The sequence below is a fragment of the Larkinella ripae genome (genome assembly GCF_054780775.1).
Map to the genome: position 1 here is coordinate 138,268 of NZ_BAAGVR010000008.1, position 18,908 is coordinate 157,175.

The 18,908-nt window shown below is 57.3% G+C and carries 20 protein-coding genes; 3 read left to right on the plus strand and 17 right to left on the minus strand.

Annotation, left to right across the window (positions count from 1 at the left end; genetic code table 11):
- The first annotated feature begins 77 nt into the window (after nucleotides 1–77).
- Nucleotides 78–839, plus strand: a complete 762-nt coding sequence (locus ACYVHX_RS05420) for a TssN family type VI secretion system protein (RefSeq protein ID WP_460670606.1) — start codon at nucleotides 78–80, stop codon at nucleotides 837–839.
- A 2-nt stretch (nucleotides 840–841) separates the two neighbouring features.
- On the opposite strand, the gene ACYVHX_RS05425 is transcribed toward ACYVHX_RS05420, so the two are convergent.
- From ACYVHX_RS05425 to ACYVHX_RS05505, 17 genes are all read right to left on the minus strand, one after another.
- On the minus strand, nucleotides 842–2,638 hold the full coding sequence (locus ACYVHX_RS05425) for a type VI secretion system Vgr family protein (RefSeq protein WP_460670607.1): 1,797 nt from the start codon (nucleotides 2,636–2,638) through the stop codon (nucleotides 842–844).
- A 3-nt stretch (nucleotides 2,639–2,641) separates the two neighbouring features.
- The gene (tssD, locus tag ACYVHX_RS05430) at nucleotides 2,642–3,148 is read right to left on the minus strand and encodes a type VI secretion system tube protein TssD (RefSeq protein WP_460670608.1); all 507 of its coding nucleotides are present in this window, start codon (nucleotides 3,146–3,148) and stop codon (nucleotides 2,642–2,644) included.
- A gap of 18 nt (nucleotides 3,149–3,166) precedes the next feature.
- On the minus strand, nucleotides 3,167–3,538 hold the full coding sequence (tssD, locus tag ACYVHX_RS05435) for a type VI secretion system tube protein TssD (RefSeq protein WP_460670609.1): 372 nt from the start codon (nucleotides 3,536–3,538) through the stop codon (nucleotides 3,167–3,169).
- 18 nt (nucleotides 3,539–3,556) lie between these two features.
- A complete protein-coding gene (gene tssD / locus ACYVHX_RS05440; RefSeq protein ID WP_460670610.1) occupies nucleotides 3,557–4,102 on the minus strand; it encodes a type VI secretion system tube protein TssD in 546 nt (181 codons plus the stop codon).
- A gap of 28 nt (nucleotides 4,103–4,130) precedes the next feature.
- Entirely contained in the window at nucleotides 4,131–4,532 is a 402-nt protein-coding gene (gene tssD / locus ACYVHX_RS05445; protein ID WP_460670611.1) for a type VI secretion system tube protein TssD, read from the minus strand.
- 61 nt (nucleotides 4,533–4,593) lie between these two features.
- Nucleotides 4,594–5,148: a type VI secretion system tube protein TssD gene (gene tssD / locus ACYVHX_RS05450; protein WP_460670612.1), complete on the minus strand. Its 555-nt coding sequence runs from the start codon at nucleotides 5,146–5,148 to the stop codon at nucleotides 4,594–4,596.
- A gap of 28 nt (nucleotides 5,149–5,176) precedes the next feature.
- On the minus strand, nucleotides 5,177–5,551 hold the full coding sequence (gene tssD / locus ACYVHX_RS05455; RefSeq protein WP_460670613.1) for a type VI secretion system tube protein TssD: 375 nt from the start codon (nucleotides 5,549–5,551) through the stop codon (nucleotides 5,177–5,179).
- Nucleotides 5,552–5,577: 26 nt separating this feature from the next.
- Complete coding sequence (locus ACYVHX_RS05460) at nucleotides 5,578–6,939, minus strand: DUF5458 family protein (RefSeq protein ID WP_460670614.1); 1,362 nt, start codon at nucleotides 6,937–6,939, stop codon at nucleotides 5,578–5,580.
- Nucleotides 6,940–7,150: 211 nt separating this feature from the next.
- On the minus strand, nucleotides 7,151–7,597 hold the full coding sequence (locus ACYVHX_RS05465) for a hypothetical protein (RefSeq protein WP_460670615.1): 447 nt from the start codon (nucleotides 7,595–7,597) through the stop codon (nucleotides 7,151–7,153).
- A 42-nt stretch (nucleotides 7,598–7,639) separates the two neighbouring features.
- Nucleotides 7,640–7,942 carry a PAAR domain-containing protein gene (locus ACYVHX_RS05470; RefSeq protein WP_460670616.1) on the minus strand — a complete coding sequence of 101 codons (303 nt, stop codon included), beginning with the start codon at nucleotides 7,940–7,942 and terminating at the stop codon, nucleotides 7,640–7,642.
- A gap of 3 nt (nucleotides 7,943–7,945) precedes the next feature.
- Nucleotides 7,946–10,474 (minus strand): ATP-dependent Clp protease ATP-binding subunit, encoded by a 2,529-nt coding sequence (locus ACYVHX_RS05475; protein ID WP_460670617.1) that lies wholly within the window; start codon nucleotides 10,472–10,474, stop codon nucleotides 7,946–7,948.
- A 17-nt stretch (nucleotides 10,475–10,491) separates the two neighbouring features.
- On the minus strand, nucleotides 10,492–11,403 hold the full coding sequence (locus ACYVHX_RS05480) for a hypothetical protein (protein WP_460670618.1): 912 nt from the start codon (nucleotides 11,401–11,403) through the stop codon (nucleotides 10,492–10,494).
- A 207-nt stretch (nucleotides 11,404–11,610) separates the two neighbouring features.
- Nucleotides 11,611–12,768, minus strand: a complete 1,158-nt coding sequence (locus ACYVHX_RS05485; protein WP_460670619.1) for a hypothetical protein — start codon at nucleotides 12,766–12,768, stop codon at nucleotides 11,611–11,613.
- 18 nt (nucleotides 12,769–12,786) lie between these two features.
- A complete protein-coding gene (locus tag ACYVHX_RS05490; RefSeq protein ID WP_460670620.1) occupies nucleotides 12,787–13,719 on the minus strand; it encodes a type VI secretion system baseplate subunit TssG in 933 nt (310 codons plus the stop codon).
- A gap of 13 nt (nucleotides 13,720–13,732) precedes the next feature.
- Nucleotides 13,733–15,607, minus strand: coding sequence for a type VI secretion system baseplate subunit TssF (locus ACYVHX_RS05495; RefSeq protein WP_460670621.1), 1,875 nt, complete (start codon nucleotides 15,605–15,607; stop codon nucleotides 13,733–13,735).
- A gap of 3 nt (nucleotides 15,608–15,610) precedes the next feature.
- Nucleotides 15,611–16,042, minus strand: coding sequence for a GPW/gp25 family protein (locus ACYVHX_RS05500; protein WP_460670622.1), 432 nt, complete (start codon nucleotides 16,040–16,042; stop codon nucleotides 15,611–15,613).
- A 6-nt stretch (nucleotides 16,043–16,048) separates the two neighbouring features.
- Complete coding sequence (locus ACYVHX_RS05505) at nucleotides 16,049–16,966, minus strand: hypothetical protein (RefSeq protein WP_460670623.1); 918 nt, start codon at nucleotides 16,964–16,966, stop codon at nucleotides 16,049–16,051.
- Nucleotides 16,967–17,203: 237 nt separating this feature from the next.
- Here ACYVHX_RS05505 and ACYVHX_RS05510 point away from each other — a divergent pair, with 237 nt between their 5' ends.
- Nucleotides 17,204–17,500, plus strand: coding sequence for a hypothetical protein (locus ACYVHX_RS05510; RefSeq protein WP_460670624.1), 297 nt, complete (start codon nucleotides 17,204–17,206; stop codon nucleotides 17,498–17,500).
- Nucleotides 17,406–18,854 carry a serine hydrolase domain-containing protein gene (locus tag ACYVHX_RS05515; protein ID WP_460670625.1) on the plus strand — a complete coding sequence of 483 codons (1,449 nt, stop codon included), beginning with the start codon at nucleotides 17,406–17,408 and terminating at the stop codon, nucleotides 18,852–18,854. Before ACYVHX_RS05510 ends, ACYVHX_RS05515 begins: the two co-directional genes overlap by 95 nt.
- The last annotated feature ends 54 nt before the right edge of the window (nucleotides 18,855–18,908 follow it).

Here is an 18,908-nt window from a genome sequence, read left to right on the forward strand (position 1 = left end):
GTGTTCTCTTAAATTTCCGCTGCGATTGGCTTGCCCATCGTTGTCAACTTCGTAACGACCCCTAATTCATTCGCATAATGCCCATTTTATCCTCCGTAAAACGATCGCCGGGGCTTCTTTACTGCGTTGTGATCGGCCTGCTGCTGGGTGCACTGGGGCTGGCGGGCACCGCTGACGGTAGCCGCTTTCAGTCGTATTATTTCATCGTGCAGTTGCTGGCGCTGGGCGTCGGAATCCTGCACCAGGGGGTGGGGGAACGGTTTGCTCCGGTTTTTTTTAGCTCGTTCGGGCGCGGTTTGGGCGTCACGCTGGGCATTCTGCTGCTGGGTGTGGGCGTGGCGCTGGTGATCTACCTGCAAACGGGGGATCTGGCCAGCCGCTGGACGTTTGCGACGAGTCTGCTTCCGTTTGTGATTCCGTTTCTGGTGGGGCAGTCCTACCGGTCGTACCAGCGGATTCCGCCCGCCGATTACCGAAAATGGTATTATCCGCTCAACGGCGATATGCCCGATCTGGATTTGCTCGATCTTTCCAAAATTCTGGTCATCCAGTTTGAGTTTCTAAAAAAACCGGGTGATGCGAACAGCACGAATTTCAAGGCGAAGGCCCCCGTGGCCATGACGCTCGGTGATCTGTTTCTGGTGTTCATCAACGACTACAACGAGCGCACGCCCGCCAGTCCGATCCAGTATGCCGACGAAGCGGGAAAACCGTATGGGTGGGTATTCGCGAAAAAAACCGCCTGGTGGCAGCGACGCCGTTACCTCGACCCGGTGCTGACGTTTGTGCAGAACGAAGTCGCGGATAACGACACCATTCTGGCGATGCGGGCGGAGTAGGGTCAGTTCAGCATAATTAGGCCCCCTTTCACCTCCACCATCGCATCCCCTTTGACGGACGTTTGCGCGCCCTGGAGCGCCAGCTGGGCGTTGGCTTTGATGGTGGCCGTCGCGTCGGCTTCGGCCTTGATCTCGGCTCCTTTCAGCTCGACCTGGGCGGTTCCTTCAATTTTTACGGCGTTGGTCGCCTTGAGTTCGATGTTATTCTGGGCTTCGAGTTTCAGGTCGTTTCTGGCTTTTACCTGAATATCGTGGCCGGAAATCAGGATTTCGCCCTTTGTTTCGAGCGTGATTTTCCCGTCGTCGGCAAACGACAGCACCACCTGCGTTTCGGTTTTATGGGTGTTGGTCAATTCAATTTTCTGCTCGCCGTTTTTATCGTACAGGCGAATCTGATTCCCGCCTTTGGTCTGGATTACTTTCCGGAGATTGTCGGTTTCGGTATAGTGAACCCCTTCTTTTTTAGGGTACAAGCTGGTTAGCACAAACGGGTATTCGGCCAGATTCGACTCGTAAGCAATCATCACCTGGGCATCCACTTCCGGCACAAACAGCATTCCTTCGCCCTCGGCCGTGTACGAATGGGCCACCCGCAGCCAGTCGGACTGGTTGTGGCTGCCCGGCCACAGGAAGGCCACCTTCACCCGGCCCAGTTTTTCAGGGTCCTGATTGTCAATCACTTTGGCGAGTTCGGGCTGGCCGACGGGCGGTTTGAACGACGGATTGGGGGGCGGGTAGGCCACCGAATCCGGCACGGCCCGGAACGCATTGGCGTAATTGCCGCTGCTGTCCAGCGAATGCGAAACGTGCGTCACGCGGTAGCTGCCAAAATTTTCTTCCGACGATCCCCGGTTGGTGATGCGGGTTCCTTTCACCGCAATGACCGTTCCGACGGAAATGTCCGGGTTTTCGCCAAAACCCTGAAAATCAACCAGCCGGCTGGCCTGCATCGCTTTTTGGGTTTTGGTGATCTCGTCCAGTTCGCTCTGGGCGTGTACCGGTTTGGGCAGCGGCAGTTGCGATTCCTGACTGAACAGGTGTTCGGACTCGTCCAGCGTGAAATCGCCCCATTGGCCCAAACCGCTCACCGACTGGTCGTTGGAATGGCTCTCGTAGGTGCGGTCGGCGGTGTAGTCGTAGCGGGTGTAGAGGAATTTGGCGGGCATCAGCCGAAGCGACATGGCGAACGTCTGCATGCCATCGACCCGGAAATCGGCCTGGTGGTCGTCCGGTTCGCCAAACACCAGCTGCTGCCCGTCGTAGAAACACCATTCGCCGTATTCGGCGGCCAGCCGGGTCAGAAATTCAAAGTTGGTTTCGTCGTACTGCACCACGTACTTCAGCGTGCTGTTGTGTTTGGGATTCACCGACCGCCGGAGCAGGTTGCTGGGGTACGGATTCAGCACCTGGTTGACAATGTCGCGCAGGCTGCATTGCAGAAACGTCCGGCGCAACCGACTGTCTTCCAGCAAAACCGTCAGGCTGTAGCCTTTCAGCAGAAAGACGTTGGACGTATCGCTGGTGTTTTTCAGGGCCAGTTCGGTGACGATGCCTTTGAATCTGAAATCGAAGGCGCCTTTTTCGAGCAGGGGCTCAAACGAAAACTGGATGGTTTTGCCGACCACGTTGCGGTGCGACTCGTGAAAAAACAGTTCGTTGGCGTCTTCCAGATCCTCGAACGGCACGGAGAGCGCAAACTGGTGGTGGCCGAACAAATCCTGCTCGATGGTCAGCCGCGAAACGTTTTCCAGTTCTTTGCCGCCTTCGAGTTCGACGTGGGGTATGACCTGCTTGGCCATCGGTCAGGTGTTTTGGTGGTCAATACCGTCCAGTTTGATCTTTGCCGCCGACAGCCGGAGCAGGATGCAGTTGCTAACCCGGGTTCGTTCGGCAAAACGCAGGATGGTTTTGGTGGCCGACGTGAGCCGGTTCAGGTACAGGTTGATTTCCGTTAAATCGAGGGCATAGACATCCTCGGATACGTCAAGGATCGCATCGATATTGGAAATGTAGTCGGATGCCATCAACTCAAAATAAAAGAGCGCATAGGCGTCTTCAAACTCGAGCTTCTGGAGGGCGGATTGCTGGTCGATGCGGTTAAAAACGATTTCACCGTTCTTTTTGGCGGTTGGGCTCGTGGCCCAGCTTCCGAAAAGTTCCTCATCCGAACTGTCGATGATCAGGGTAATGGACCCACCGCGCACCCCGGAGGTTACTTTGCCCCGCTCACTTTTTTGCTTCAGGAAATGCGAACACTGCAAGACATTGAATGATTTGCCTTCGACGGTTAAGGTGGCTTTGAACGACATCGGACCGGAGGTTAGGGGTTAGGCTTTCAGGGTGGCTTTGTTGAACGTAATTTCGGTGCCGACGACGTAAATAACCGTATTCAGGTATTCGGTGTCGGCGAAAAACTCGTCTTTGTAGAGCGCACAATACGCTTTCTTGAACTCGATCTCCTTGTACGTCGCATCTTCGTCAATCCGGTGCAGCACCACCTTGCCGTCTTTCTGCATGGTGGGGTCGATCATCCAGTTTTTGATCGTACTGTCTTCCATCGCATCCAGGCCGATGAGCATTCCCCATTCGGGGCGGGATGAAGGAACGCCCCGCTTGTCTTCATCCCGGGATACGCGCATCAGCATCCAGGTAATGGTATAGTCGGTTCCGTCCACACTGAGAGTGCCTTCGTAAGCCATAGCGGTTTTCGTTAACGGTTATTCAGTATCCCAGGCGTTGTTAAAGGGCACGTCGCGCAGTTTGACTTTCTCGCACGACATCGTCACGAACAGGCAGTAGGCGTTGCCCGTGCGTTCCTGAAACTGGCGGACGCGCTTCCACATGTTTTTGATCAGAACGTTGTCCTGCTTGGTGAGCCGGCTGGAACTGTAGCCAAACTCGTAGGCGTCCTCGCTTAGATCTTCGGCCGAACTGACCTGATTGAACTGCGTTTTCAGCTGGCCCCGGTTGTCGTAATAGCTTTCCGAGACGTCCGTGACAAATGCATTTTCGAACTCGTAGGTCAGAAAAACGTTGGGCTGACCATTGCGGTAGGTTTTAATGTGTCCGCTTTCCATGCGGTCTTCATCGACCAGCCACTCAAAGAAAAAATCGGAACCGCCTTCCAGAATCAGGTAGAAATCACCAAGGTAGACTTTGGAAGCGGGCTGCCCCCGGCGATTGGCCGCCTGTTTAAAGGAAACCATAAATTCGAGGGCTTCCAGTTCCTGCCCGCCAATCGTAATAATTGCTTTGTGAGCCATAATGTGGGTTGATAAAAGTCAGGTGCACTTATGCTTCGTCTTCCATTTGAAGCGTTGCGTTGCCGTTCGATACGGTATTTCCCGTGAAGTAGAAGTTGGTCGTCTCGAAGGAGGCATCACCGATGAACAGTTCGACCATGCCGTAACAGTAGACGCCCTTCAGGGTCCATTCCTTTAGTTTTGTTTGTCCTCCTCCCTGCATGTCATCGGCGTAAAAGGTGATTTTTACGTCTTTCTGCATATTCGCATCAAACATCCACTCGGCAAAGGTGGCCTGCTCCAGCACATCCATTGCCACGTACAATCGCCAGGAGACGCCCGAAGCCGGTTCCCCGTGAATGTTGCGTTTGCGGGAAGCCGTGAAGAAAATCCGGTTGAGGACAAATAAGTCATTATCGACCTCCATTTCAGCGCGAAGCGTTCCGTCCATAAGTCAAGCGTTTAAAAGGTAAAATGAAAGAATACCGCCAGCCCGGCGGGAAAACCGGCCGTTATAACTTGGTCCACTCATTGTTGTGGGTAACGTTCCGAATCGTAACCTGCTCGCAGGCCAGGGTCACCATGAGCACGTGGTAAAAACCGGTTCGTTGCTGAAATTGCCGGGTTCTGGCCACCGAATTCATGAGCGCGTGGCCGGCCACCGCATCCCCCCGTTCCTTGGCCGTAAGCGAAATCAGATTGGTCCAGAATTCAAACTTTTCGCTCATGTCCTCCACCGAACTGACGCTGTTGTACGAATTGCCCGATTCCATATTTTCGTAGGTGTTGTCCAGGATGGTCGTCACGTAGGCCTGCACAAACGAGTACTCGACAAAGGGTGTGGCCTGGTTATAATAAACCTTCACAATGCCACTTTCCATGCGCTCCGGATCGCTTAGCCATTCAAAAAAAAGGTCGGTGCCTCCTTCGAGAATAAAGTAAAAATCACCCAGGTACACGCCGGAAGCCGGTTTTCCCTGGTTGTTAATCTTCTGCCCCAGACTAATGTTAAATTCGAGGAGTCTGAAATCCTGCCCGGCCACGGATAAAACGGCTTTTCTTGGCATCGTAGTAAAGAGTTAGAAGGATTGAAAATTAAGAGCCCCAGTCGTATTCGATCGTGGCATTTCCGTTGGTGACTCCCTGCCCGGTCAGGATGATGACGGTCTGAAAGTAGCCCACGTCTTCGATATAGGTCTCATCGAAGCCGATGCAAAACACGTTTATAAAAAACCATTCCTTGGTTTCCCCGTCGGCGTTCATAAACCGGATGGTGATGTCCTTCTTCTTGGTGGGATCGATCATCCATTCCGTGAAAACTTCTTCCCGGAAGGCATGCAGCGCAATCCGGATCGTCCAGGCAGTATTCGACACCGCCCGGGCTCTGGCGTCGCGTTTCCGGATGGCAAAAAAATTACAGGACATGAGGGCCTTGGATACGCCACCTACTTCTATTTCCGAATAAATCATCGTGGTCCGTTTTTAAAGGAGTTAGACTATTGCTGATCGTAATCCGCTTTCCACTCCGCCGAATCCGGATCGTCGCCTTTCTGGCCGTCAAGCTTGATCAGGAAGGTTTTCGAGGGAAAATACGGCACCATGTGAATGTCGAGGTAGATGCGGTCTTTCTGCTTGGGGTCCTGCTCGAAACGCAGCAGTTTGAACTTCTCGATGAGCTTGCCCGGCCCAGTTACGCTGTCCAGAAACTTGACGATCTGCTTCTGAATGTCCATGCGCGTGTTCGTGTTGAAGTTCTCAAACGCCCGGCGGTTCAGGAAGTCGATGAGCACTTTGGTGATGTAATCGAACACCCGCACGACCGAATAGGTCTGCAAACCGACGTTGTCACCGCTGAAAAGGGTTTTGGCCGAAAACGGCATCACCTTTCCGTACTCGTTCACCATCGGAATCAGCCCCATTTTCTCCAGCGTGGCGATTTCGCTTTTCTTCAGCGGAAACCGGACGCCATCGGCCTCGTTGAGCGCCCCGTGTTTGCGGCCCGCCGTCACCTGCGACATCAGCGTGCCGTAGACTTTTCCGGCCAGCGCGCCCGAACCCGGCACGTACAGATCGTCTTCTTCACCCACGTCCTGGTGCCGCCCCCGGCCCGCCAGCCAGTTGCAGGTCATCATCACGTTCGACAGGTAGGCGTCTCCGCCGGTCAGTTCCGCCGACTCGAACAAATCCACCACGTCTTCCGGCGCATCCAGGTGCTGAAAATCCGTCACCAGCATGATCTTGTTCTTGTGCGCGATCTGCGCCCATTTGTCCACCACTTTTTTGGAGCCCAGATAGCCCGGCAACACCAGCAGCGAATAGCTGTCGCGCAGGTCGAGCCGGTCGTAGTTGCGGGCAAATTCTTCGGCCACCGCGTCGATGAACGTCGTGTTGTCGAGGTCGGTAATCTGCTCCGGCTCGGCATTCACCAGGTTGACGTTTTTGACCTTATCCTGATCGGTGTTGGCGTAAAAACTGGCCACGGAGCGGTACGATTGCTCCAGCCCCCGGTTGGCTTCGAAGGCCCGGCGCAGGTTTTCGCTCAGCAGGGCCTGGGCCGCTTCGGCCTTGGATTGCGCCGTTTCGATCAGGTCCGGCACGGTATCGGCGCTGTTCAGCAAGTCGAGCAGCAGATGCAGGCGCTTGCTCAGTTCGGTGCGTTCGGCTTGTTTGGCCTGCTCGGTCAGAAAGATTTTCTTGCGGGCTTTTTTCTCCGGGTTCAGGTTCTGCACGCCTTCGAGCGTGGTTTCCAGAATCGCAAAACCGCCGTATTTGGCCAGTTTGGTGCAACTATCGTCGAGCGAAAGAACCGCTTCGGTCGTTTTTTCGCCTACTTTCAATGATTTATCCTGTGCTTCCATCGTGTATTTTAGTTTACGATATACGGTTTTTGGTGTACGGTTTACGGTTTTCAGTTTCCGGTTTGTGCTCTTCCGAATGCGTTGTCCGGTATTCACTATTCGGTATTCAGTGTTCGATTCTCATGCTTTTGGCGTTCAGCCATCCCACCAAAACGGCGGCCAGCGAGAACCGAAAACCGTGTACCGAAAACGGTAAACCGCCCTCTAATCCCTACGCGGTTTCTTCCAGTTCGCGGATCATGGCCTGAATGGCCGCCAGATAAGCCGCTTTGCCGTCGGGATTTTCGAGCAGGGTTTTCAGAATTTTGTTCGACTTGAGTTGCCGGACGTAGCGCTGAAAATCTTCGAAGGTCATATTCAGTTCCTGCAAATAATTGCTCTGGGCGATCACGCCTTTCCGGCCAAAATCCGCCAGCGAACGAAACCGCAGCGTTTCGCTCAGGGTGCTGCCGTCGGCGGTGTCAAATTCCACGTCCTGTTCCGGCTTGAAATGGGCGAAAACCTCGCCGACCGTTTTAAGTCCCTCCACCACCTCCGGACGAATCGGGGGATCGGCCGTTAATTTTTCAATGAGCAGGGTTTTGTTCTGGGGAATGTCCACGATGCTCTCGCTGACATTGAGCTTGCGCTCCTGACCACCAATTCCGTAATCGAACATAAGTTTACAGTCAGTTAAATGGTTAGAAATCAGTTTTGGGCCTTATCCGCCGATCAGAACCGTGGGGCAGCCGGCCACGATGCTGCCACCGTGGGCGGTTGTGTCGCCCATCCGGGCGGCCGGTTTTCCGCCCACCAGAACCGTCGCCGAGCCCTTCGCAATCAGGTCGGGCGGACCCACGCAGGTGCAGAGATCGCCGACGGTGGCCGCCGGTTGCCCGCCGATCAGCACCGTCGGAACGCCCGGCCCCATAATCGGGCCGCCAACGTGCGGAATGGGCACCACGGCGGGCGTTTGCATCGGACAAACGTGCATATCCATCAGGCGGGCGGCTGGTTGCGACATGGGTTAAGTGGTTTGTTCAAATTCCTCATTAACAATCGGTTCGGTGTGATTTATCGTCCACGCCAGTTCGTCCTGCTGCAAACCGACCTGAATGGTGGACCCTTTCGTAACTTCACCGGCCACAATCATCCGCGAAAGGGGCCGCCGGAGCTGGTTGCGGATGACGCCTTTCAGTTGCCGGGCGCCGTACTGGGGCGTAAAACCGGCCAGCGCCAGGTGTTTGCGCGCTTCGGGGGTAATCTCGAGGGTAATGCCCTGATTCTGAAGCTGGTCGGTTAAGCCCCGCAAATGCAGGGTGAAAATCCGGACGGCATTTTCCTCGGAAATCGGCGCAAAGGGTACAATCTCGGTCAGACGGGCCAGAAACTCCGGCCGGAACTGGCGGCTCATCGACTCCATCAGTTCCGCCGTCGTGGGAATCTGTCCCGCCGAAAACCGCTCGATAACCAGTTGACTGCCAATGTTCGACGTGAACAGCACGACCGCATCCGAAAAGTCACCTTCCTTGCCCAGCCGGTCGTGCAGACGGCCTTCGTCGAGGATTTGCAGAAAAATGTCGAACACCGACGGATGCGCTTTTTCGATCTCATCGAACAGCACGACGGCATACGGTTTTTCCCGGATTTTGTTCACCAGCAAACCGCCTTCTTCGTAGCCCACGTAACCCGGCGGGGCGCCGTAGAGCAAAGCCGCCGAATGTTCTTCCTTGAATTCCGACATATCGAACCGGATCAGAAAGGACTCGTCGTTGAACAGAAAATCGGCCAGCGACTTCGCCAGCTCGGTTTTTCCCGTGCCGGTGGGTCCCAGCAAAAAGAAAGAACCGATGGGCTGACCGGCTTTGGTCAAACCAGAGCGCGCTTCCAGAATGGCGTCGGCAACGGCCTTCACCGCGTGATTCTGCCCGATGACGCGCTGTTTGAGCACCTCGTCCATCGCCAGCAGTTTGTCCCGCTCCTGGCTCTGGATTTTGCCCAGCGGAATACCGGTTTTGTGCGAAATCACGGCGGCCACATCGTGCCGGTCGACGCCGGTTTTGGCCGTGGTCGTCAGGGCCGACAAGCGGTTGAGTTGCTGCCGGATGTGCGTTGCCAGGGCCTCCGCCGACTCAAAAAGGGCATTTCCGGTTTCATCTGCCGCGGGTTCCGCCGTGTTGAGGTTCGCCAGCAGAATGGGACTGATTTTATGCTCCAGTTCCTGATGCAGATAGCGTAGCTCCCGCAGCGAGTCGGTCCCGCCGGCATTCGTGATCTGATCGAGTTGTTCGCTGAGCTGGGCCACTTCGGCGGGCGTACGCTCGCCAATCATTCGCACCGCCGACAAGGTTCGGTCGAGCAGATCTACGGCGGCATCGGGCAGCCGGCGGTTGCGGCTGTAGCGTTTCGCCAGCACCACCGCTTCCGAAACCGCATCGGCGCCGACGCTCAGCTGGTGGTGACTTTCGTAGAACGGGACCAGCCGCTGCACCATCCGGATGGCCGTTTCCACGTCCGGTTCTTCCACCCGAATCAGGTCGAACCGGCGGCTGAACGCTTCGTCGGTTTCGATGTATTTGCGGTATTCGTCGAGCGTCGTCGCGCCGATCACCGTCAGGTTGCCCTTGGCCAGCTCCGGTTTGAGCAGGTTGGCAATGCCCGTGCCGAGCGGCCCGCGGCTGTCGAGCAGTTGGTGAATTTCGTCGATGAACAGGAGGGTTTTGGTGTCCTGTTTTAGTTCTTTCAGGATGTTTTTCAGCCGGTCTTCCACCTCGCCTTTGTAGGAAGCTCCAGCCACCAGCGCCCCCAGATCCAGTTCGAGCAAGCGGGCATTTTTCAGGTGGTTGGGCACATTTCCGGCCACGATATTAAGGGCAAAACCGTCGGCCAGGGCGGTTTTGCCCACCCCCGGTTCGCCCACCAGAATCACATTCGGTTTCGTCCGGCGGCCCAGGGTTTCGGTCATCATCCGCACTTCCCGGTCGCGGCCAATGATGGGGTCCAGCCGTCCTTCGGCGGCCAGGGCGGTTTTATCGACGCAATACCGCAACAGGGCCTGTTCCGATGCCGGTGCCGGATTCGAGGCCCGTTTGTCGCTGGCGGTTTTTTCGGGAGCAAGCGCCGTTTCCACGTCCGCGTCGGCCAGGGCCGCCTGCATCAGGTCGGTTTGCGTCAGGGGCAGACTCCGCAGTTGCTCGGCGGTAAACGCAACGCCCGGTTTGAGCAGGGCGGCCAGCACACAGACCGGATCGGTTTGCGGTTTTCCCAATTGCAGCGCCACCAGATCGGCGAGTTCCATGGCGGTTTTGACCTGTTCATCGCCCGGCGGATTGGTCGACAGGCGCGCCGATTTCGGACTGGCTTCCAGCCGCACTTCGGCCCATTCCCGCAGGTACGGAACGTCCTGCCCGATGACCGCCAGCCAGGAGGCCATCCCCACTTCGTTGTGCAGCAAACCCAGCAGCAAATGGGCCGGAGCGAACAGTTCGTTCTGGTATTCCTTCGAGAGGGCCTGCGCAATCTGGATGGCCCGTTTCACACTTTCCGTGTACGCCATGATCAAGGGGTTTAAAATCAGTCGGAACCGAGTCGGCGTAATTTGGCATTGATGGCGGAAATCCGCTGTTTGGCGTCGGGGCGCGAATTGGCTTCGAGGGTTTCCATCGCAAATTCGTAGAGTGGTCGTCGCCAGAGGGGCGGTCGATTGGTCGCGTCGGCTTTTTTCTCGCAGCGATCCACCAGCTCCATCTCGATGTCGGCCCGCGAAACGCCGGTAGCCGGAGCCGCTGCGGGAACCACACTACCGGCGGCTTTCAATTGGTCCTGGAGTTGCATGATCCGGTTTTGGGCCGTGGTCAGTTTGCCCGAACAATCCTGGTACTGCGTCAGGTAATTCGGTCCACCCCCGCCGGGGGCTGGCGCGGGGGCCGCAGCCGCCGGTTTGGCCGCCAGAATCTTCAGCATTTCGTTTTCCTGCCGCGCCTGAACGAGAGCCGCCGTCAGTTTATCGACCTGACTGGCGTCGATGCCCTTCTTTTCCAGCAGTTCGCGCAGGTAACCGATGTTGTTCCGGTACGTCAGCACGGCATCGTAAGCCCCGATGATATCCTTTGAAAGTTGCCGGTTGATGGGCTGTAGCTGGGCGGTATCGGCCTTCAGACCGTTGACCCGCTGTTGCAGGCCGTTTTCCAGACCCGAAAGCTGGTTTTTCAGACTGCCTTTTTCAAGATCGGTTGCTTTCAGATAAGCCTGGTCGGTGGTCTGAAGCGTTTTGAGATCGGAGGTGGCCCCATCGATGCGCTTCATCAGCTTCTGGCTCTGTTCCGTCAGCGTTTCGTTCAGCCGGGCGTTTTCCTGCTTCAGCACGTAATTGGGCGCACTAAACAGGAGATACACCGCCAGCAACGGCACACTAAGCGAGAGGCAGTAGACGCCAATGAACCGGCCAAAAGCCTGCTGTCGTTCGGATTTATTCAGCGGTTCCATGTTTTTTTAAGGGTATACGGTTTTCGGTTTACAGGATTCGGTTTTCAGTACCCGGTTTTCGCCAGACTGACGTTTCGGTATTCGTTATTCTTTATTCGCTATTCATTATTTGCCAGTTAATTCAGTATAAATCACTTCAGCTAAGGACTTGCCACCCACCGAAACCTCGGCCCGCGAAAACCGGATACCGAAAACCGTATACTGGTTTTACCCCAGCGGACTCCAGCGCGAACGCGGTTTTTCGGGGGGCGTTTCTTTCACTTCGTGCTCGATGATGAAGACGTTTTGTCCTTTCCGTTTGCCCACAAAGTCCAGTTGGGCCAGTTTATAGAAAACATTCGTCAGGGTGCGGTAAAACGTATCCAGCTCGGTCAGGAGCGTGCCGAGCTCCGTGTGTTCGTACGGCAGTTGCAGCGTCGCATTGATCTGGGCTTCCAGTGCGCCCGGCGTCAGGTCGGCCCACTCGCTGATGTAACTCACGAATTCCTCCCGCTCCCGGCCGCTCAGCATGTTCATCACCACCCGCCCCACCTGCACCGGCCGCATCAGCAGTTCGGCCAGTTGGATGGGCGGTTCGTGCGGAATAATCCAGCTAAAGCGCGTGCTGATATCGGCCAGAACAAAAGCCAGCCGCTCGGCCATCAGCAAAATGCCGCTTTGCAGGGTGTTTTTAGGGTCGCGCTCCTTGCTTTTTTGCAGAATTTTAAACGTATTGGTTTCGAGCGATTCGAGGTGTTTGCCAAACTGCTGGTGCCACTGCTGAAGCCGGGGCAGGCTCTGCACGGCCGTACAGGCTGGCAGGTAATCGACGTCCTGCTGCACCTCGCCGTTGCTGTAGCGCACCCGCCCAATGACGAGCTGATAGCTGAGTTCGCCGGGGCGGATCTGCGCGGAAGGCACGACGGTGAGCTGGTAGTTGGGCCGGGTGTGCGGATGGCGCGGGGGCGTTTCGGTCAGGAGGGGTTCGCCCGTTGGCACCCGGTTGAAGGGATCGACCGTCAGCACCACATCGAACGTCTGGGGTTTCCCGGTTTGCAGACCGTAGGTTTCGGCCAGCCGGGCAAACGAGGTAGTGCAGGTCAGCGCGTCGGTGGCGTTGTGGTAGTCGATGCGGCCCCCGTGCGGGCTGATGGCCCGGCAACTCCGCACCTGAACCCGGATCTGCTGGTTAAAATCGCACTGAATTTGCAGGTCCAGCGCATTGTCGGCGGGTAAAATACCGTACCGGAATTTCGATAACCCCAGCGCGTGCGTGTCGCGCAGCTGATCGTGCATAAAGTTTTCCCATTCGGTAAAATGCCGACGGGCGATCTTCATGCCATCGATCCAGTTGACGGGTAAATAGGTGAGTTCAGGAACAAGCATACTGTATCGGTCAATGCGTTAAAGACGGGTTGTAAAATCGAGCCGGGCCGCGTACTCATCACCGGAAAACCGGAACGGTTCTTCAAGGGTCGCTGTATCCAGTTCGATGCGGACCGTTAAATCCAGCGGAACCAGATAGCCCGCCAGCCACTCAATCAGCTTCCGCCCGGTTTGCCCCGGCAGGTATTCCGCCAGGCGTTCCCTGCGGGTAAGGTGGACGGTCAGCAGCACCTGCGGTTCTTCGTCGGGCAGCCAGCCATCCAGCACCGACGTGGCCCCCAACTGCCACTCGCCCAGGGGTGGAGTCGGTGCCTCGACCCGCGTGTGGCCGGGCGAAACCCGTTGCAGACTCACCGATTCTTCCACCACCCGCGCAAAACAGTCGGCCATCGCCCTGAAGTCGCCCGCGATCCGGTGCATAACCGGCAGCAGATACAGCAGGTGGCTGGTTTGCGCGGGCGTCAGGAAGTCGGGCAAGTTCCAGAACCGGCCGAGCCGATCGTCGGGGGCGGTTTCGGCATCGGACCCAAATGCCCGCTGTTCCTGCTCAATCCGGACCCGTTGCCGGAAAAACTCCTGTTCGATCGGCAGAAAAAACCGCCGGGCCGCCTGCTCACGCTCGCGCTGCACCTTCATTTCGAGCAGGAGCGTTTCCTTCGAGCGGGTCACTTCGCCGGACGTTGGCTGGTGAAACACGCCCTCCGGCAGCAGGTCGTAGAGGCCGGTGCGGTTCAGATCCAGCTGCAACCACCGTTTGGCAGTGTGCGTCGATTCGCGCCAGGTGGCCTGGTCGATGTCGCGTCCGAAGGGGCGCTTGAACGCGCCCACCGGATTCACAATCAGTTGATCGGGCGAGACGCCCTCTTCGAGCAGTTCGGCCAGTACCACTTCGGCCCGCAGGTCAACCGGCAGGTGGTTCAGGTGTTCAGCGTACGGGATGATCGGTTCCATGCGTTGTGGCGGGTTAGGCAGGCAAAACAAGAATCTGGTAAGGCAGCGAAGCTACCGACTGCGCTTCCAGCCGGAGTTGCAAAAGCCGGGTCTGCTGTTCCCAGTCGGCGGGGGTATAGGAACTGCCTGCCGACGGCAGCAGCCGGACCTGGATGCAGCGCTGAAAACCGGTTTCGGGTGCGGTGCCCACGCGGAAGGCCCGTTCAACGGTCACGGCGCGGAGGTGCGCACCGAGTTCCGCCTGACAAACGGCCCGCACATCTTCCGGGGTGACAATCCGGTTGCGGGTCAGAAGCGCCTGTTTGTACTGGGTGATTTTCTCAGCTTCGCCCGCCCGTTCGCGTCCGCCCAGGGTGCTGGTCACCAGAAAACCGGACTCCCGGCGGAGGGTCGTATCGGTGTAGGGACTCAGCCGACTGCCCACCGGTAGCCGGTTGGCGCTTTCGCCGTCGCAGGTCCAGTATTCGATGAAGACGGTTTCGCCGGGGCGCTTGGGCTTGATGACGAGGTACGGAATGGCGTCCCGTTTTTGCATTTTCTGATCGACCTTGGCTTCCAGCCGGGCCAGCGCCTGATTCAGATCCCGGATCACCGACGAAAGAAAATCTTCGCCCAGGGCGGCAAATGCGGCACTTTCGTCGCGGAGTAGATCCAGCAGATTGACGAGTGATCGGCGGGCGTCGCGGTCGTCGAAGCGGCTGAGTCCGTATTGAACCGTGTACGTTTCGGTTTCCAGATCCGCCGGATTATTCAGCGGCCGGGCGGTCAGCGGGCGGTTCTGGCTGTTTCGGACTTCCCGCACGGCCAGAAAACACCGGTCGGTTTCGAGCGGAATGAAGTTGAGATTGGGTTGCAGCCGGTAGGTGAGCCGGTTGAGCCGCCGGTTGATAACCGGAAAGCAATTCAACCCGCAAAACAGCCCCGCCAGCGTCTGGGACGACACGGTATGGGGCACTTGAATTTCGATCCACCAGAGCGGCTCCCGGAGCGTGCGCAGATCGCGGTCGGCAAACCACTGGCCGATCGGGGCCGGATACGGCTGCCGCAGTACGCCAGCGTCCTGAAAATTAGGGGCGGTTTTGACCGTGATAAAATGGCGCTGGCTGGCGCTTTCGGCCTGCTTTTCCACTTTCAGCATCAGGTTAAATTCCTGTTCGAGGAACGAAACTGGGGCGGTGGTCGCTTCCCGTTGGGGCAAACCGGCTTCGACCGCCAGGGCGTGTGGACCCAATCGCCAGAAACCGGACGCCAGCAGCGACTGCATCATGGCCCGGTCGGCTTCGGCCGGGGCCTCGAAACAAAAGGAAAGGCCTTCCAGCGAAGCAATGGTTTCGTCCAGGTCCAGGCCGAGCCAGAGCGACTGGTACGGCAGGATGGTTGGTTCGTTTTGGCCCTGCGCCAGGGCGGTTTTCTGGTTGGCGTCGTCCACCCCAAACAGGGTTTCGGCGGTAGCCATCAGCCGTACGCTGCCGTTGACGAGGGGATAGGTGCCAACCGGCGAAAAATAAACTTCCTGACTACCCGTCGATGAACCGGTCCCGGGCCGGGTGTTGCCGCTGCGTTTAACAGACAGTTGCGTAGCGGGCGAAATCGTCGCGTGGGGTTCGACCGGGCGCACCTGGGCGATGCCAAAGGCCGGGCGGGGTACATCGGGCTCCGGGTGGAGCACCTGCGCCAGCCGGTCGAGCAGACGGTGCTGGGTGTTTCCGATCTCAACGGCGACCCGTTCAAACTCCACCGCACAGGCCTCGATCAGCAGGGCCACGAGCGGGTCGAAACTGTCCAGATCCGTTTCGGCATACCCCCATAGATCAGCCGCCCGGCGCAGCATCCGGTTTTTAACGTGCTCGCGGGCAAAGCTTTCCGTCATCAGGGTTGAGGTTGGCATGGTTTATTCCGTTGATAAAGGCGCCAGAAACAGGCTGCGTTGAAACGAAAACGACTCGTTGGTTCGCGTCAGGAGTCCGTCAATCCAGATCGTCAGCCGCCGTTTGGCCCGGCGGTTGCCCCGGCCCAGGTGCACTTCCTGATCGGTCAGATCAACCCGGATGCGGACCTGCGTCAGTCGCTTTTCGCGTTCGGCAACCGCCGTTTCGATGGACTGCCGGATGTCTTCTTTCCACCGGCTGGTCGATTGATTCATGAAGTCTTCATCCCACAAACTGCACCCGAACGTTTCGTCAAACCGGGCTTCGGCGAAGTGGGTCGTGAGCATCAGGTACAGGTTCTGGGCAATCGACTGCGGCAGCGAACAAACCGGGTGCGGTTGATGCTGCAAAATCTCGTCGAACCGCAGCGGCAGGGCGTAGTAAGGCTGTGCCATCGTTCCTCAAAACCGGAAGACCAGACCGACGCCCACCCCAATGCTGTTCATCGAGAGGTTGGTTCGCGGCATCTCGTCGACGTTCGTATCACCGATTTGGGTGGAAATATAGTCGCCCTCTCGTTTGTAATACCGAATCCCTTTGGTTGTCTGGGTGGCCGCATTGCCCACTTTCGATGAATAGGTGGTATGGGCTTCTTTGGGCTGGAACGACTGGTTGTAACCCACCACTTCGGCAAAGCCCCGCAGCCGCTGACTAATGCGGAACTGAATGCCCAATGCCGCCTGATAGCCGACCGCCAGGGTATTTTTCTGGTACTCGTCCCGGTTTTCATAAATCGTTTTGTTGCCCGTATTGGGGGTATTGAGCGAGTTTGACGTGGTGGCATAATCGAGGACAAAACCGCCCACCAGGCCCAGCCGGTTGTAGATGTAGAACGACGGGCGCGACAGGGCTTTGAAAGTGATGTTGGGAATGACCGACAGCACCTTGAACTGGACGGAGCTAGTGGAGGTGTAGGTGTAGTTGCTGCCGACGTACACATTGTCGTTGGTCAGCTTTTCCCCGATCAGCACGTCGGCATCGATACCGAGGTTGATGAAATCACTCACGATCACGCCCACGCCGGCACCCGCCCGCGGACCGGCTCCCAGGCCGCGGGTATTGACTTTGTAGGAGGTGGCGGCTCCCGCCATGTTCAGCGACGAGCTGGTGCGAAACTGCGCGCCGGGCGTAATCAGGCCGTAAAAACCGTATACCTTGATGTAAACCGGCGATTCCGTCGCTTTCGGACTGCGCGGAGCGGTTGGATTCGTGGTGGCATCCGTTGCGCGGCCGGGCGTGTTGCGGGCAAGCAGGGGTTGGGCGTGGGTTGCCGTCAAACGGGCAATCAGCAAACAAAGTACGCAGAGATAACGGGTCATAGTCTTTGGTTTTTACGGAATGAATCCTCATTTACGCATGACTTCAATGGACGCCTTCCCGGCCGGGCGGTGGGCGGTTTTCGCATTCTGGGCCGTACTCACCCGACCCGCTATTTCCCGGCTTCGGGAAGCAGAAAATGGCTGATTCGGTGACGGACAAGCGGTGAATTAGCCTGTTCGTTGGTACTGACAAAGTTTACCGCTGGGGCTTACTCGTACAATAACCCTTTACACACATTGACGGAACGGTACCACGGTGTGAACTGGTCGGAGGTCGAATGGGCGCGGACGCCGACGTTGCTCATCGGACCGAAAAAAAGAGCCGGGATGCGTAACCTTTTGCGGGCGGACGAGTTTTCGGCGCGGCTGGTCCGCACCCGAAGCCAGCGATCTTTTGGCGGACAGGCGTTTTTTCTCCAATCCAGCGACAACAAAAACAATGAATCAGCGAATCTGGCGAGTGGTCCTGCTCGCCCTGGTCGGCAGCGGTTTTTCAGGAAACCACCCGGTTTTGGCCCAAAAGGCCTCAATTGAGACGATTATTCGGCGCGAGATGCAGGAGCGCCATATTCCCGGTCTTCAGATTGCGGTGGTGCAGCGGGGGCGGATGGTTCTGGCTCAATCGTACGGCCTGGCCAATCTGCAGGATTCAGTGCCGGTGGAAAACCGGACGGTTTTTTCGATCAATTCGTGCACAAAAGCGTTTACGGGCGTGGCCCTGATGCAACTGGTGGAGGAGGGGAAGGTGGAGCTGGCGGCTCCGGTGTCGCGCTACCTCGCCGATTTGCCGGCCAGTTGGCAGCCCGTTACGATCCGGCAACTGCTGACCCATGTTTCGGGGCTGCCGGATGTGTTGCGGATTCTGGAGTCGGCCCCGAGAAACCAGGGCATCGATGAGGAGACGGCCTGGAAAACCACAAAAGCGGCCCCGATGCAGTTTCCGACCGGCGAGCAGTTCAGCTACAACCAGACGAATTATGCCCTGCTGGGCCGGATTATCGACCAATTCAGCGGAAAACCATTCGCGCAGGTTTTCCGGGAGCGCCAGTTTCAGGTGGCCGGGATGCCCCATACCGGTTTTGGCGATTCGCGGGATGTTATTCTGCGGAAAGCGCCCTCCTACCGGTTCGTGACGCAACTGGAGGGGCAGCCTTATCCCGACGGGAAATACGTGGTGGCGTATGAAGAGTTTCCGCCGTTTCGCCGGACGGCTTCCGGTATGAACAGCACCGCCGAGGATCTGGCCCGCTGGATTATCGCCCTGCAAACGGGCAAGCTGCTCAAAACCAAAACCGCCCTGACCACCCTGTGGACGGCCGGAACGTACAACAACGGCACCCCCACCCAGTGGGCGCTCGGCTGGATGACCAAACCGCGACTGAAACACCGGGCCGTTGTGGCGACCGGCGGGGGGCGCTCGGCGTTTTTTGTTTATCCCGACGATGAACTGGCCATCGTTGTGGTAACGAATCTGGCGGGGGCCTCGCCGGAGGATTTTATCGATGAACTGGCCGGTGCCTATAACCCGGAAATTCCGAAAGCCGACCCGATCACGGCGCTCCGTAGTCAGTTGCGGCAACGCGGTTTTGATCAGGCTGGTGCGGTTTTTCAGGAAGAAAAAACGAAAAATCCCGCGTTTCAACCAAACGAAGCCGACCTGAACGACTGGGCCTACCGGATGATGAGCCGGGGGCAAATAAAGGAAGCCCTCGCCATTTTCAAGCTGAACGCCGATCTGTATCCGGAAAGCTGGAACGTCTACGACAGCTACGGCGAGGCCCTGTTCCGGAACGGGCAAAAAGCAGAAGCGATTGCGATGTACCGAAAATCGATTGCGCTCAACGCGGATAACAAAGGCGGAAAACAGATGCTCGAACGGCTTTTGTAAATGCCGTGACGGAAACACCGTGGTGATGGGCCATGCTGTCCCAAAACCGTAGAC